The sequence below is a fragment of the Frondihabitans sp. PhB188 genome (assembly GCF_003752365.1).
Lineage (GTDB): Bacteria > Actinomycetota > Actinomycetes > Actinomycetales > Microbacteriaceae > Frondihabitans.
The window spans coordinates 124,648-139,246 of sequence record NZ_RJUO01000001.1; the positions used below are offsets into that span (position 1 = coordinate 124,648).

16 protein-coding genes are annotated in these 14,599 nt (G+C 72.0%); 8 read left to right on the top strand and 8 right to left on the bottom strand.

Features of this window, described 5'->3' with window-relative positions:
* Window positions 1-16: 16 nt before the first annotated feature.
* Genes EDF46_RS00575 through EDF46_RS00585 form a run of 3 tightly spaced genes read left to right on the top strand, consistent with a single transcriptional unit; the run spans window position 17 to window position 3,871 of the window.
* Window positions 17-421 carry a DUF6507 family protein gene (locus EDF46_RS00575; protein ID WP_123504349.1) on the top strand — a complete coding sequence of 135 codons (405 nt, stop codon included), beginning with the start codon at window positions 17-19 and terminating at the stop codon, window positions 419-421.
* Window positions 418-2,835 (top strand): DNA/RNA non-specific endonuclease, encoded by a 2,418-nt coding sequence (locus EDF46_RS00580; RefSeq protein ID WP_123504350.1) that lies wholly within the window; start codon window positions 418-420, stop codon window positions 2,833-2,835. The genes EDF46_RS00575 and EDF46_RS00580 overlap by 4 nt, the downstream gene beginning before the upstream one ends.
* A gap of 49 nt (window positions 2,836-2,884) precedes the next feature.
* Entirely contained in the window at window positions 2,885-3,871 is a 987-nt protein-coding gene (locus EDF46_RS00585; protein ID WP_123504351.1) for a hypothetical protein, read from the top strand.
* Here EDF46_RS00585 and EDF46_RS00590 read toward each other — a convergent pair.
* Window positions 3,868-4,257, bottom strand: coding sequence for a hypothetical protein (locus EDF46_RS00590; RefSeq protein ID WP_123504352.1), 390 nt, complete (start codon window positions 4,255-4,257; stop codon window positions 3,868-3,870). The genes EDF46_RS00585 and EDF46_RS00590 overlap by 4 nt on opposite strands.
* A complete protein-coding gene (locus EDF46_RS00595) occupies window positions 4,247-5,365 on the bottom strand; it encodes a DUF6177 family protein (protein ID WP_148061107.1) in 1,119 nt (372 codons plus the stop codon). Before EDF46_RS00595 ends, EDF46_RS00590 begins: the two co-directional genes overlap by 11 nt.
* 93 nt (window positions 5,366-5,458) lie before the next feature.
* Between EDF46_RS00595 and EDF46_RS00600 the strand changes: the two genes are divergently transcribed.
* The 3 genes from EDF46_RS00600 to EDF46_RS00610 all read left to right on the top strand — a co-directional run bounded on the left by EDF46_RS00600 (window position 5,459) and on the right by EDF46_RS00610 (window position 7,793).
* A complete protein-coding gene (locus tag EDF46_RS00600; RefSeq protein WP_233579730.1) occupies window positions 5,459-5,794 on the top strand; it encodes a DUF1294 domain-containing protein in 336 nt (111 codons plus the stop codon).
* Between the two features lie 359 nt (window positions 5,795-6,153).
* The gene (locus tag EDF46_RS00605) at window positions 6,154-6,951 is read left to right on the top strand and encodes a hypothetical protein (RefSeq protein ID WP_148061108.1); all 798 of its coding nucleotides are present in this window, start codon (window positions 6,154-6,156) and stop codon (window positions 6,949-6,951) included.
* A 329-nt stretch (window positions 6,952-7,280) separates the two neighbouring features.
* Window positions 7,281-7,793: a DUF427 domain-containing protein gene (locus EDF46_RS00610; RefSeq protein WP_123504356.1), complete on the top strand. Its 513-nt coding sequence runs from the start codon at window positions 7,281-7,283 to the stop codon at window positions 7,791-7,793.
* A gap of 70 nt (window positions 7,794-7,863) precedes the next feature.
* On the opposite strand, the gene EDF46_RS00615 is transcribed toward EDF46_RS00610, so the two are convergent.
* Window positions 7,864-8,346, bottom strand: coding sequence for a DoxX family protein (locus EDF46_RS00615; RefSeq protein WP_123504357.1), 483 nt, complete (start codon window positions 8,344-8,346; stop codon window positions 7,864-7,866).
* A 44-nt stretch (window positions 8,347-8,390) separates the two neighbouring features.
* A complete protein-coding gene (locus tag EDF46_RS00620) occupies window positions 8,391-8,864 on the bottom strand; it encodes an SRPBCC family protein (protein WP_123504358.1) in 474 nt (157 codons plus the stop codon).
* Window positions 8,865-8,933: 69 nt separating this feature from the next.
* Here EDF46_RS00620 and EDF46_RS00625 point away from each other — a divergent pair, with 69 nt between their 5' ends.
* On the top strand, window positions 8,934-9,362 hold the full coding sequence (locus EDF46_RS00625) for an SRPBCC domain-containing protein (protein ID WP_123504359.1): 429 nt from the start codon (window positions 8,934-8,936) through the stop codon (window positions 9,360-9,362).
* 9 nt (window positions 9,363-9,371) lie between these two features.
* On the opposite strand, the gene EDF46_RS00630 is transcribed toward EDF46_RS00625, so the two are convergent.
* The gene (locus tag EDF46_RS00630) at window positions 9,372-10,415 is read right to left on the bottom strand and encodes an ATP-dependent DNA ligase (RefSeq protein WP_123504360.1); all 1,044 of its coding nucleotides are present in this window, start codon (window positions 10,413-10,415) and stop codon (window positions 9,372-9,374) included.
* A gap of 66 nt (window positions 10,416-10,481) precedes the next feature.
* Here EDF46_RS00630 and ligD point away from each other — a divergent pair, with 66 nt between their 5' ends.
* Window positions 10,482-11,480, top strand: coding sequence for a non-homologous end-joining DNA ligase (ligD, locus tag EDF46_RS00635; protein WP_199738168.1), 999 nt, complete (start codon window positions 10,482-10,484; stop codon window positions 11,478-11,480).
* 6 nt (window positions 11,481-11,486) lie between these two features.
* On the opposite strand, the gene EDF46_RS00640 is transcribed toward ligD, so the two are convergent.
* The 3 genes from EDF46_RS00640 to EDF46_RS00650 form a co-directional block, all read right to left on the bottom strand.
* A complete protein-coding gene (locus tag EDF46_RS00640; protein ID WP_233579732.1) occupies window positions 11,487-12,014 on the bottom strand; it encodes a hypothetical protein in 528 nt (175 codons plus the stop codon).
* Window positions 12,011-12,898: a patatin-like phospholipase family protein gene (locus tag EDF46_RS00645; protein WP_123504361.1), complete on the bottom strand. Its 888-nt coding sequence runs from the start codon at window positions 12,896-12,898 to the stop codon at window positions 12,011-12,013. The genes EDF46_RS00640 and EDF46_RS00645 overlap by 4 nt, the downstream gene beginning before the upstream one ends.
* A 61-nt stretch (window positions 12,899-12,959) precedes the next feature.
* The gene (locus EDF46_RS00650) at window positions 12,960-14,570 is read right to left on the bottom strand and encodes a long-chain fatty acid--CoA ligase (protein WP_123504362.1); all 1,611 of its coding nucleotides are present in this window, start codon (window positions 14,568-14,570) and stop codon (window positions 12,960-12,962) included.
* Window positions 14,571-14,599 lie beyond the last annotated feature (29 nt).

Consider the following 14,599-nt stretch of genomic DNA (forward strand, 5'->3'; position numbering starts at 1 on the left):
TGCAAGGGGGAGCACCATGACCTGGAAGGTCGATCCGGCCGGCGTGAAGTCGGTCCTCTCGAGCGTCACCACTGAGAGCGCGCCCATCTACGACGCGCTCGGCAAGGTCGACGCCACCGTGCAGTCGGCGGCGCTCAACGCGCAGTCGCAGGTCATCGCGTCGGCGCTCGGCGAGTTCTTCTCGTCGATCACGAAGTCGACCGAGACCGTGCAGCAGCGCATCCCGGCCGCCGTCGACGGTGCCGCCACCGCGACGATCGCGATCAACCACGGCGACGAGGAGATGGCGGCGACCTCCGAGTCGATGGCCGTCCACGCCGCGACGACGAACGACTTCTCGTTCTTCGACGGGCAGGGCTCTGGCACGGACGCAGGATCCGCTCCGACGCCGTCGAGCCAGCGCCCCGGGGCCGCCCAGTGAGCCTCATCGACCCCGCCGCCCTCCCCGGCGAAGGGCTGCGGCCCTGGCAGGTCGTTGCCGACGCGACCACCCTCAACGGCCTGGGCACCGACATCCGCGACGCCGGTGCCGCGACGCTCCGCGCCTGGCAGACCCTGCCCGCGTCATATCAGTCGGACGGCGCCGAGCACCTCTACGACGTGATGACCCCGGTGGGGCAGGCCTCGACCGTCATCGGCGACGGCTTCGGCGCTGTGGCCGCAGCCCTCTCGGCCTACGCCGAGGCGGTGACGCCGATCCAGAAGCAGCTCGCCGCGCTCAAGGCCGAGGCGCAGACGTTCGTCTACCAGGCGAACCACTACACGGCGCACGACCAGGTCAGCACCGACCCGTGGGTGATCGCCAGCGGCGTCGTCACGGGCAGCATCCTGCCGACGGTCACCATCGACTCCTGGGATCAGGACCAGGCGATGGTCGACAAGAACAACGACCTCATCCGCCGCGGCAAAGACCTCGCCGACCAGTGGATCGCCGCTCAGGAGACGTGCGCCGCCGCGATCCTGACCGCAGCCGGCCAGTCGCCCGACTCGACGTCGGGTCGTCAGACACCCGCCGAGATCATGGACCAGGTCGAGGCGATGATGCCGAAGATGCCGTGGGAGGGCGAGAAAGACATCACGACCCCCTGGGGCTCGACCGGCAGCCGAAAGGAATCCTGCGGCGAGAAGACGCTCGGATTCCCGGCGCACCTTGTCGGGGGAGTGGTCACCGGTGCTTACAAGATGGTGCAGGGTGTCAATACCCTCCTCACCGGCTACGACGGAACTGGCGTGCCCTGGTACGCCGAGCTCATCGCCGGCGCTGTGACCGGGCGGTCCGATCTGACCGGCGACGCCTGGAGCCGGGCCGGGCAGGCGTACGGCGGTGCCTGGATGGGTCTGTCGCATCTGGCCGCGTCGTTGAACCCGGTGCAGCAGGCGATCGACGGCCTCGCTCTGTCGCCGCTCGCCGACGTCCTCCCCGACGCGGTGAAGACCACGATGCAGGATCAGGCCCACGCCGACTTCACCGCACTCGGTGACACGGTCGGCGGCCTCGTCGGGCTGAAGCTCCCCGACCAGTGGTGGGAGTCGAAGTCGTGGGACGGCTACAACATCGCGCAGTCGTGGATCGACGACCCCGGCGGGGCCGCCGGCGAGTCGGTCTTCAACATCGGGTCGTTCTTCATCCCCGGCGCCGGCGAGGTCGGCGCGGGAGCGCACGGCGCCGAGGCAGCCGGAGCCGCGGCGCACGGCGCCGAGGCGTCGCACCTCGGCGGGTTCGCCGAGGCCGTGGGCAAGGCCGGCACGCCGCTCGACCTCATCGCCGCCACCAAGGGCGTCGACTCCGAGGTGCTCAAGGGCATCGAGCCGGTGCGCCTGGCCGACGACGCCGTGCCGCCGGTGGCCGACCTCTCCGAGATCGACACGGTCCACGACCTCCAGTCGAAGGTGTGGTCGGGGCACGACGCCCCCGTCGAGCAGCTGCCGAGCGCCGTCGAGCACGAGCCTGCGCTCGTCGGCTCCGGTGCCTCGGGTGCCGAGCACGGCGCCTCCGGGTCCGGCGCCGCGGACTCGGTCCGGCCGCCGTCCGCCGAGCACGGCTCGACGACGGTCGAGCGCGGCCCCGATGCCAGCCCACAGAGCCACGTCGACGCATCGCAGCCCTCGCACGCAAGTGGGCCGTCGCACGCCGACTCCGGTTCGGGCAGCGGCGGCTCGGGCAGCAGCGGCTCAGGCAGCGGCGCCTCCGGCCACGGCTCGAGCGGCGGGGAGACCCCGCCGCACGGCCCGCAGCACGGCGCGGACGGCGACCTCGGCGGTCAGCCGCACGACGCGGGGCCTCACCGTTCGTCGGATTACGTCGAGACGCCTCCCGACCACGTCGCCACCGCCACCGACCCGGCCGTCGTCACGCTCGACTCGGGCAGCCCCGGCGCGTGGAACCACGAGATGTACCACAGCAGGATCGAGCCGAACACGGTCTACGTCGTCGACGACGGCAAGTACGTCTTCCACACCGACGACGTCGGCCGGCTGCAGCACGCTGAGGGGCACTTCGATCCGAACCAGGTGACGGACGGCACGGCTCGCAACGCGTATCAGCAGCGCGTCATGCCGGGCAAGATCCCGGGTTACGACGCGGGCCACCCGTTCGGGATTCGCTTCGACACCCCGGCTGAAGGTCTCAACAACGTGCCGCAGCTGTCCGAGGTCAACCGCGGCGCGTATCGCGCTCTGGAAGACTCGTGGGCCAAGAAGATCGACGCCGGTCACAGTGTCGATGTGACGATCGACTTCTCCTATCCGCACGGCGACCCGACGCGAATTCCCACCGGCTACACAGTCGAGTGGAACATCGACGGGAAGATGTATCAGCGGTCCTTCCGAAACTGATCGGTGCCATCCTGGTAGCCGTGCAACCGACGAAAGCGACAGCAAAGCAGTGAGTCCCACTCTCGAAGAAGTCCAGAGGTCCGCCGACGCCCAACGCGAGCTGGCCCTCACGCTCTTCCGTGCGGCTCCCCCGGGTGAGTGGATCACCCTCGTGAGCGAGTTCGTCGAGGGCGGATCGGCGAATATCGCGAGTTCAGAGGTCATTCGCGCTGATTCGTCCACGGACAGTGTCAGGGGCGGGTTCGCCGTCTTCGAAGCCTGGTCCGCCGTTCGCGCCGCGATGGTCGACGGTGAGAGAGGCACGTGGCTGTCGGCGACCGTGACCATCGAGGCGGCCGGCAGGTTCCACTACGACTTCAACTACGACGTCCGACCGTACGGTGGTTCTCTCACCGGCCTGCTCACGCCGCCCGACGACCCGGACGACGTCATGCCGACCGACGACGACTGGCGCGAAGACCTGCGCCGCTACCCGCGCTCGGCCGAGTTCCTGCCCCCCTGGCTCGCCGCCCTCGCGGGCGTCGGCGATGCCCCCGTGGTCGCGCCCGACGAGGCCCTCGACTCGCCTGTCATCACGGCCGCCCTCGCAGCGCCTGTCACCTGGCCGGATCAGCTCTCCGCGCTCGAGAGCTCACCCGAGTGGAGCGACCTCTTCGCCGCGGTGTCGGCGAGTACCGCCGCGCAGCTCGACGCGAACCGCGACATCGCCTCGGCGCTCGCCTCCGAGAGCAGGCGTGCCGAGTGGGGCGGCTGGCTCGACAGCCTCCTGCAGGCCGTGTTCAGCGACGTGTTCGCGAGCCGCATCGAGTCAGGCGACGTCGCCGGCCTCGAGCGGGTGTGGCGTCCCCTCGAAGCCGCGGGCCTCGCTAAGGCGCCGGCAGGACTCGAGAACGTCGACCGGTCGGCACCCGTCGCCGGGGTCGGCGGCAGGGTGCCCGACGTCGTGACGCGACTGGTCGACGACGTCTCCGACGCGCTCGGCGACCTCATCGGGGGGCAGCTGACCCAGCGGTTCGGAGTGACGCCGGAGGCCTAGGGGGCCGGGTCGGTCGACGGCGGCATCGGCGGGGACGCCAGGTCGACGAGGGTGCCGCCGAGGGCTGAGGCGATCGCTTCGGCGAGGCGGACGGCCAGTTGCTGCGCCGCGCCCCATGGCACGACCACATCGGACCACCAGACGTGCTCCAGGGTGCCCGGCCGAGGTTGGACACCCGGCAGGATCCGCGCGATCTCGTCGGGCCCGGGGGCGCGCTGCGGGTGCAGGACGGTCACGAGCGGATCGGACTCCGGCGTGCTGAAGCGGGCCAGCAGGCCGCCGGCGTCGAGGTGCAGCGCGATCGGCACCCCGATGGCGTCGGCCGCGCTCCGGAAGGCCGCATCGCCGGGCATCTCGGGCGTCAGCAGCACGAACTCACGGGGCATCGGGGTGCGCCTCTCGGATCGGGCCGCTCTCGTGGATCGGGCTTGGGCTCGGGCTGGGGCTGGGGCTGGGGCTCGGGCGCAGGCGCAAGCCGGTGAGCTGCTCGAGGCGATCGCGGCCGAGCGCCTCGACGACGGCCTCGGCGCGGGGCCAGCCGCCGGTGCGGTCGGCGGGATCGTCGCGGAGCGGGAAGACGAGGGCCGGCACGCGGGGACGGCCGGCGAGGACGGCTCCGAACCGGTCGGCCATCCCGGCCGGGTCGAGCCCGAGGTCGCGCACCGCCGGGGCGCCGATCAGGAGGGCGACGGGCTCGGGATCCTGCCGCACGAAAGGACGCGTCGCCAGATCGCGGTTGCCCACGCGCGCAAAGATCGAGGCGACGAGGGGGAGGGCCTCGTCGGCCAGCGACGCCAGCAGGCTCGGAGCGGCATGGAACGCGCGGGCCACGGCACTCGACCCGGGCGCGCCGACGCCGACGAGGCCGGTGACGACCTCCTCGACGCCGCGGTCGGTGCGTCGCCCCAGGAGGCTCGCCGCCAGAGGGTGCTCGGCTGAGCCGCCGACCAGCACGCGGGTGTCGTGCGGCATGCGGGCGCGGATAGCGGCCGTCACGGCGTCCTTGCTCCACGGCTCGTCGAGGGGCTCGGCGGTGCCCCACCAGGTCGGGGCCGTGGCGCCGCCGAGGGTCGCGAACACCTCCGCAGCACGGCCGAGGCGGGTCGCGTCCTCGGCCCGGTGCCGGATCGAGGCCGACACCACGAACTGCGTCTGGTCGGGCTGCTCGAGGGTGGCGTAGCGCGACGACACGGCGTCGTCGTCAGCGGGTGGTTCGAGCACGGCCTCGACCGACGGCAGCGTGCGGCCGGTGATCCCGTCGCGCAGCCCCTCGGCCGAGCGGACCACCCATGCACCGCCGGCGATCGCCATGAGGTCGCGGTAGGCGTCGGTGAGCCGGGTCTGCTCGTCGCTCACGAGCACCACCCTGAGGCCGGCGGACGCCGCCCGGATGAACAGGTCGGACCGCAGCTGCGTCAGCGCGACGACCCGGGCGCGAGTCTCGGTGTGCACCATCCCCGGCGAGACGGCGTCGGCGAGCGGATGGAAGGGCACTCGTCCAGGCTAGCTCCGCGTGCCGGGCTGTGTCGTCAGCCGGGTGATCTGGTGTGCAGGAACGTGCGGCACCTCGCCCAGTACCATCGCCGAGTGCGCTCCCTCCTCTCGTGGCTCTCCCTCCCCGCCTTCGCCGCGCTATACCTGTGGCGCGCCTCCGTCCGCGAGTTCCCGTCGGGGACCCCGTGGATCTACCTCGCGCTCGGCGTGCTGCTGTTCGTCGTTTACGGCGTCGACAAGCGGGCCGCGCGCCGTGGTCGATGGAGGATCAGCGAGCGCAACCTGCTCGTCGTCGGGGTGCTGGGCGGCTGGATGGGCGCCGTCGTCGCGCAGCAGGTGTTCCGGCACAAGACGCGCAAGTCGTCGTTCCAGTGGGCGTTCTGGGCGACCGTGACGGTGAACGCGGTCGTGGTGCTGGCGTTCGTCTGATCATCACCCCGGATGTCGGCTGCGTCTGTCATCATCGACGCATCTCGTCGCCCCTGGCTCGTGAACATCGCGGCGTCGGCGGCCTGGCGCCGCGCGCTGCGCGCTGCGCGCTGCGCGCTGCGCTCGGTGGCAAGGATTGCTGGCAGAGGGGTCCTCGTGGGGCGTGCAGTCGGGCGCGGTTCTCCTTGCGCGAGCTGCACCTCGGCGGCGGAATCCTTGTGGGGCGCGCACGCGTCCTTGTGAGCGAACGCAGTGCGCGGGCGCTGTGCGCGAACGCAATGCGCGAGCGCAGGGCGAGCTCGCCGGGTCTCGTCCTCGAGTACGAGGTCATTGTCGGCGGCATCGCCTAGCCTCGTCTGGTGCCCCGTCGTCCGTCGTCCCGTCGCAGTGCCGTGCCCACGCGGAGTCCGCGCCGGGCACGGGTGGCTCGCCGTCGCTCGACGGCCGGCCGCGGCAACCGCCGGCGCGCCGGCCTCACGCCGCGGCCGACCGAGCGGCTGCTCGGGTTCGCGCTCGCGATCGGCTCGGGCCTCGTCGTCACCCTGGCCGTGGCGATCGGCATCTCCGCCGTCGCGTCGGGGGTCGGCACCCGTATCGGCGACGCCGCGAACGCCGTCGCGAAGGCCGCCTCGGGCGGAGCCGGCGGACAGTCGGGCACGACGGCCGGCGGAGCCGACGCGGGGTCGGCCGGGGTCAGCTGCCCGGCCGTGAAGGCGGTGCAGGTCGGGAGCGTCCGCGTTCCTGCGGGCCCGATCGCCGGCTACTGCCAGGACCGCCTGATCAACGCCGCCCACATCATCAACGCCGCACGGGCTCAGGGCATCGGCACGCGCACCCAGGCGATCGGCGTGATGACGGCGATGGGCGAGTCGAGCCTCGTCAACATCGACCACGGCGACGCGGTCGGGCCCGACAGTCGCGGGCTGTTTCAGCAGCGCGACAACGGGGCGTGGGGCACGTACTCCGACCGCATGACCCCGTACATTGCGGCAACCCACTTCTTCGACAAGCTCGTGCGGCTGCCGAGCTGGAAGACGCTCGCGCCGACCGAGGCCGCGCACGAGGTGCAGGTCAACGCCGATGCGAACCACTACGCGTCGTACTGGCCGGCGGCCGTCGCGGTCGTCGAGGCACTGTCGGGGCCCGTGCCGCAGTAGCGCGGGGTCCTTGTGCAAGGACGCCACGTCGCTTCGCAAGGACATTCGCGCCGTCGTGCACGCGTGACAAGGAGGAGCGCGCGTCGGTGCGACGCTGACAAGGACGTCTACGCGCAAGATCCTTGCGAGCGCGCGCGGCCCGAGCAGGGATGGAGTCGCGGTGCGCGTTCCTTTGGCGAGGACGGCGCGTGTGCTCGCAAGGACATTCGCGTCGTCGTGCACGCGTGACAAGGAGGAGCGCGCGTCGGTGCGACGCTGACAAGGACGTCTACGCGCAAGATCCTCGCGAGCGTGTGAGCGCACACGGCGAGCAGGAGCACGATGGCCCCATGCGCCACACCACCCGCCGCCCCCCGCACCGCGTCGACCCCGGCCCCGGCCAGGAGTCCGTCTGGGACTACCCGCGCCCGCCCCGCGTGGAGCCGTCGGGCGAGCACATCGTCGTGCGGCTCGGCGGCCAGACGGTCGCCGAGACGGACGCGTCGTTCCGCGTGCTCGAGACGAGCCACCCGCCGGTCTACTACCTGCCCCGCTCCGCGTTCTCGCCCGGCGCGCTGCAGCCCGCCCCGGGCCGGAGCCTCTGCGAGTTCAAGGGGCAGGCGGCGTACCTCGACGTCGTCGCCGGGGGAGTCGTCGCTCCGCGCGCCGGCTGGTTCTACCGCGAGCCGTGGCCGGGCTTCGAGATGCTGCGCGACACGGTCGCCGTCTACCCCGGCGCGATGGAGTCGTGCGACGTCGACGGCGAACGGGTCGCCGCGCAGGAGGGCGACTTCTACGGCGGCTGGATCACATCGCGCATCGTCGGGCCATTCAAGGGAGCGCCCGGCACGCTGGGCTGGTGACGCTCCGCGGGGAGGCCGTGCCTCATCGGCAGGAGCTCGCGCACCGAGCGCGGATCGATGACGCGGGGCGCTAGTTCCTGCGCCCCATCTCGATCACGGCCGTCGACGCGGCGAAACCGGCGGCGAGGGCGAACAGGGTGCCGCCCACTCCCCACTTCTTCTTGCCGAATAAGGCGTCGAACGAGACGTGCCCGGGGCCGGACGCCACTGCGGCGAGCGCCGCGATGAGCGTCGCGTTGTACTCGTAGCCGCCGTCGGCGTTCCACGGGCCGTTCTTCACGTGGACGGTGCGGATCGCCGTCGTCATGGTGGCGATGAGGCCGGCCGCGGCGAGCGGGGTGGCGGCGCCGAGCACGATGGCCGCGCCCCCGGCGGTCTCCGTGGCCGCGGCGAGGAGCGCGTTGCGCTTGGCCGGGCGGAGTTCGAGCGACTCCATCATGCCGGCGGCGCCTTCGAGGCCGGGGCCGCCGAAGGATCCGTTGAGCTTCTGGAGTCCGTGGCCGATGAAGAAGCCGCCGACGGTGATGCGGAGGAGTGTCGTCCCGAGAGTCATGGTCTCGTTCTACTCCCGCGGAGGTCGCGGCGCACGACGCCGCGTCAGCCCTTCTCGACCAGCGCCTTGAGCTTTGCGAGCCCGGTCTCGAAGTCGCCGCCGATCATCTTGTCGAAGTTCATGAACAGGCCCATGATGCGCGACATCACGTTCTTGGGGCTGTACATGGTCCAGACGACCTTGGTCGCTCCGTCAGTCTCGAACAGGCCGAAGTGCACCTTGCTCGACGTCGTGAAGGGGCGCGTGAAGTCGAGGTCGATGGTGACGGCGGTCGGCGCGATCTTCGCGACGGTCATGTGGCCCGCTCCGGTCTTGCGGTCGCCGTCCCAGCCGTAGAACGCGCCGACCTCGCCCTGCGGGCCCTGGTACTCGCGCTTGGTGCCGCTCTTCTCCCACGGCGACCAGTCGACCCAGGTCGTGAAGTCGGTCAGATAGGGGAGGATCGCGGACGCGGGCGCCGAGATCACCGTCGAGCGGACGGTCGTCGTGTGGTTCGCAGGTGCCTCGGTCGCTGTCATGGCCACACGTTACTGTGGCGGCTCTCCGCCGGGAAGAGCATCATTGCGCGTGACACGTCTGGAGGATCCATGACCGACCATGTTGCACGCGCCATGAAGGTGGTCGACGCCGACCCGGAGCAGTGCTGGAAGGCACTCACCGATTCGGCCCTCGTGAAGCAGTACTTCTTCGGCACCGTCGTCGACAGCGACTGGGAGATCGGCAGCCCCATCACCTACTCCGGCGAGAGGGAGGGCAGGCGCTACCGCGACCACGGCACCGTCCTCGACCGGGCGGAGCCGCTGCGGCTCGTCACCAGCTTCTTCAGCCCGATGTCGGGCAAGCCCGACGTGCCCGAGAACTACCAGCGGGTCAGCTACCGGATCCAGCCGGTCGACGGCGGCTGCCGCGTGACCGTGGAGCAGACCGGGAACGACTCGGAGGAGGCCGCCGCGCACTCGGCGTCGAACTGGCAGACGATCCTCGACGGGCTGGCGAAGGTCGCGCCGACGGCCTGAACGCGTCGCTCAGACGACGATCGCCCCGAAGTCGTACGCGGCAGGGACCTCGAGCTGCTCGAACGTGCAGCTCGAAGCGTCGCGGTCGGGCCGCCAGCGCTCGAACTGCACCGTGTGCCTGAACCGGTGGCCCTCCATCTGGTCGTAGCGCACCTCGAGCACGCGCGTCGGCTCGAGCGGCACGAACGAGACGTCCTTCGAGCTGGAGAACCGGTTGCGCTCGCCTTGAGCGGCGACCGGCGAGCCGTCGTCGTCGCGGAGCACGAGGGGCGCGAGCTCGTCGACGAGGGCCAGGCGCGTGGCGTTCGAGAAGGCGGAGACGCCGCCCACGTTCCTGAGCTCGCCGTTCTCGTCGTGGAGTGCGACGAGCAGCGAGCCCACCCCGGAGCCCGAGGCGTGCACGCGGTAGCCGACGGCGACCACGTCGGCGGTGCGGTGGTGCTTGATCTTGAGCAGGCGGCGCTTGCCCGGCTCGTAGACGGCGTCGAGCGGCTTGGCGACGACGCCGTCGAGGCCGGCTCCCTCGAACTGGTCGAGCCAGCTGCGGGCGAGCTCGGGGTCGTCCGTGGTGCGGCCGAGGTGCAGCGGCGCCCGGAACGACGCCGACAGGTCGACGAGCGCGGCGCGGCGCTCCGAGAACGCGACGCCGGTGAGGTCGAGGTCGCCGCAGGCGAGGAGGTCGAAGGCGATGAATGAGGCCGGCGTCTCGGCGCTGAGCTTCGCGATGCGCGACGCGGCCGGGTGGATGCGGGCCGAGAGCGCCTCCCAGTCGAGGGTCTCGTGGCCCTCGTCGCCCTGGCGCAGCACGATCTCGCCGTCGAGCACGCACGCTCCGGTGACCTGCTCGCGGACGGCGTCGACCAGTTCGGGAAAGTACCGGGTCAGGAACTTCGACCCCCGGCTGCCGATCTCGACGCCGCCGTCGTCGTCGACGTACACGAGCCCGCGGAAGCCGTCCCACTTCGGCTCGTACGCCAGGCCCGGCCCGTCGGGCACGGCCGCCACGGCCTTCGCCAGCATCGGGCTGACGGGGTTCTGCGCGCTCGGGATCATGCCCCGAGTGTGGCCCGTCGCAGCCGCCGCCGCACGCTCTGCCGGCGGGAGCAGTACGGTGACGGCATGGCGTCAGACGCGGTGATGGTGCAGGTCGGCGAGCGGGAGGTGCGCGTCTCGAGTCCGGGGCGCGTGCTGTGGCCGGAGCTCGGCATCACGAAGCTCGACCTGGCGAACTACCTGGTGACCGTCGGCGAGCCGTTCGTGCGAGCCAACGGCGGTCGGCCGATCTCGCTGCAGCGGTTTCCGGGCGGCGTCGACGGCGAGCAGTTCTTCTCGAAGAACCCGCCCCGCGGCACGCCCGACTACGTGCGCGCCACCGACGTCACCTACCCGAGCGGACGCGTGCACCCGCAGCTCGTGATCGACGAGCCGGCCGCGGCCGTGTGGGCCGCGCAGATGAACACGGTCGTGTTCCACCCGTGGGCCTCGCGCGCCGACGCACCCGACTTCCCCGACGAGATGCGCATCGACCTCGACCCGCAGCCGGGCACCGACTTCGCCGACGCCATCGCCGCAGCCGTCGCCCTGCGCGCCGTGCTCGACGAGGTCGGTCTGACCGCGTACGTCAAGACGTCGGGCAACCGCGGCATCCACATCTTCGCGCCGATCGCGCCGGAGCACGAGTTCCTCGACGTCCGCCACGCCGTCATCGCCGCCGCGCACGAGCTCGAGCGGCGCCTGCCCGACGCCGTGACCGCCCACTGGTGGAAGGAGGAGCGCGGCAAGCGCATCTTCGTCGACTACAACCAGGCGAACCGCGACCGGACGATGGCCGGCGCCTACAGCCCGCGGGCGCTGGCCTCGGCGACCGTCTCGACGCCGGTGTCGTGGGAGGAGCTCGGAGCCGTGGATCCTGCGTCGTTCACGGTCCTGTCGGTGCCCTCGCGGCTCGAGACCGTCGGCGACCCGTGGCAGGCGATGCACGAGACTCCGGGCGGCTCGATCGCCCCGCTGCTCGAGTGGTGGGAGCGCGACGGGGCGCAGGAACTGCCCTTCCCGCCCGACTTCCCCAAGATGCCGGGGGAGCCGCCCCGCGTGCAGCCCTCCCGCGCGAAGAAGTAGCGCCGCTCAGTCGTCGGCGGGCCAGACGCCGTCGAGCAGCAGCGCGACCTGCTCGTCGAGGTAGGCGGCGAGCGCACGGGTGTCGCCGGCGGAGTTCCACCGCAGACGCACGCTCCCCTCGGGGCCGAGCAGCAGGGTGCCGCGGCCGTCGGTCAGGGCGGCGGCGCCGGTGTCGACGGGCTCGTAGTCGAAGTTGACGACCTCGCCGTCGGCGAAGTGGCCGCGCATCGCCGCGATCCGCTCGGCGCGGCGCTGCTCGACGCCGAGCGACAGCCCCTGCGGGCGGCCGGTGTCGGTGGCGCGGGTGATCCGGCCGACCGAGAACAGCGACGCGTCGGCGCCGAGCAGCAGGCTCCCGAGGCGCCAGGCTCGGCCGATCGGGGCGATCGCCGGGCTCGACTTGAACGGGCCGAAGCCGCGCGGCTCCTTGACGGCGCCGAGCGCCTCGTCGCGGGCGCCGGCGGCGGTCAGTCGGTCGACCGTGGCGCGGAGGAGGACGGCGAGTTCCTGCGCCGCCTCGCCCTCGCGGCTCACGACCAGAAGGCCGCGACCTCGCCGGCGATGCCCGCGGCCTGCGTGCGGCCGGCGAGCGCCGACGGGATGCGCGACGAGTCGTCGAGCGAGTTGCCGCCGAAGGCCTTGAGGCTGGCCTCGTCGGCGGTGATGACCATCACGTCGGCGCCGGCCGCGCGCAGCCCGGCAACGGCCTCGTCGAGCTGGGGCCCGAGCGGGTTGGCCGGGTCTTCGGTGCCGCACGAGAGCACGAGCACCCGGTCGAAGCCGTCTGCGACGTCGGCGTTGGTCGCTGAGCAGGCACCGCCGTCGACGTACGGGTGGCCGCCGATCTCGACGGGCGGGAAGACGAGCGGCACGGAGCAGCTGGCGGCCACGGCACGGGCGAGCGGCACGCCGCTCGACGAGTCGAGCACCTCGAACTCGCCGGTGTCGGCACGGACCACGCACACCCTGAGCGGCGCGGGCGGCCAGCCGAACGCGTCGGGGAACTGACTGCCGAGCTGAGCGAGCAGCGGCGACTCGGCGCCCCGGGCGAAGGCGATCGCGGCCTGGCCGAGCTTGGCGCGGGCCTCCTGCTGGCTGGTCGCACCCGCCACGACGTCCATCACCTGCTGCCCGAAGTCGCTCATGTCGGCTCCGGGCGCGTCGACGCCCTCCGGGGGAGTCGTGACGGCCGAGCCGGCGGCGGCCTGGGCGGCGAAGACGGCCGGCGCCATGCCGAATCGCAGGATGCTCCCCGCCACCGAGCCGGCGCTGGTGCCGACGACGAGGTCGGCGTGGTCGACGTCGACGTCGACCGCGAGCAGCTCGGTCAGGACGCCGAGGTGCCATGCGATGCCGGCGATGCCACCCCCTCCGAGGACGAGGGCGCGACGGGGGCTGGACGAGGGTGTATCGGTCATGCTCCGAGCCTATTCGCGCTTCGGCCGCCCCCGCTCACGCAAAGAGCGTCGGTGTCCTCGCTCACGCAAACAGCGTGACGAGCTCCCGCTTCAGCACCTTCCCGCTGGCCCCGAGCGGCAGCGACTCGACCACGTGCACCACGCGCGGGAACTTGTACGCCGCCAGGTGCTCCTTGACGAAGGCGATGACGTCGTCGCAGTCGATCGCCTCGCCGGGCCGCGCGACGACTGCCGCGTGCACCTCCTGGCCGTGCACGTCGTCGGGCTCGCCGAAGACCGCCGCGTTCATCACGCCGGGGTGGCGCATCAGGCAGTCCTCGACCTCGCTCGGGTACACGTTGTAGCCGTTGCGCACGATCATGTCCTTCTTGCGGTCGACGATCGTCACCACGTCGTCCTCGCCTTTCGACCCCAGGTCGCCGGTGTGGAACCAGCCGTCGACCATCGCCTGGTCGGTCGCCTCGGGGTTGCCCAGATAGCCCTTCATCAGGTTGTGCCCGCGGATGACGATCTCGCCCATCTCGCCCCGGGGCAGGAACTCGACGTGGTCGTCGACATCGGGCTTCACGATCTCGACGTCGACGCCCCAGATGGGCTTGCCGATCGTTCCCGCGCGCGGGTCGTCCAGGTCGTTCACCGTCGCCACGGGGCTCGTCTCGGTGAGGCCGTAGCCCTCCTGCACGGGCGCGCCGAACATCTCCTGGAACCGCTCGAGCACGGCCACCGGCAGCGCCGAGCCGCCCGACACCGCGTAGCGGAGCGGCGGGCGCGGCTCGTCGGGCGCGGCTGCCGCGGCGGCGAGCAGGCCGATGTACATGGTCGGCACGGCCGTGAAGATCGTCGTCCTCGTCGCCGCCATCAGGGTGAGCGCGGCGGCCGGGTCGAACTTCGGCAGCAGCACGATCGCGGCGCCGCGCCGGAACACGGTGTTGAGCACCGACGTCTGGCCGAAGGCGTGGAAGAACGGGAGGCCGCCGAACACGACGTCCTCCTTGGCCATGTCGGTGCAGTCGATCAGCTCGGCGCTGACCTGCTCGATCATCGCCAGGTGCGAGCCGACGGCGCCCTTGGGGTGGCCGGTCGTGCCCGACGTGTAGAGGATCGTCGCCGCCGCGAGCGGGTTGACCGACTCGTAGCGCTCGATGGGCGTGGCCGCGGCGGCCTCGACCTCGAGCCGCGCTACCGGAACGGGCGTCGGCGCGTCGGCCGGGAGGAGCACCGACACCACGGGGACGCCGGCGGCTGCCGCAGCGGGAAGCGCCTCGCCGAGCTGGGGCGCCGCGACGATCGCGAGCAGGGCGCCCGAGTCGCGCAGCACGTACTCGATCTCCTCCGACTTGAACAGCAGGTGCACCGGCACGACGATCGCGCCCAACGCGAGCACGGCGTAGTAGGCGCGGCAGAAGTCGGGCACGTTCGGCACGATCAGGGCGACGCGGTCGCCCGGGCCGATGCCGCGCGCGCGAAGGGCCCCGGCGTAGGCACGCGTCTGGTCCCACAGCTCGCTGTAGGTCGTGGTGCCGCCCGAGAAGAGCAGGGCCGGCCGGTCGTGGTGGCGACGGGCGCTCTCGGCGAGGATCGCGGCGATCGACAGGGTGCCGAGGCCGGGGCCGTCGAGCAGCTCCGCGGTGCCATCAGGGGCGGTGGTCGCGGGGGCGGTGGTGAACGTCATCGTTCGTCCTTCGTTCGGTGATGCGGGTG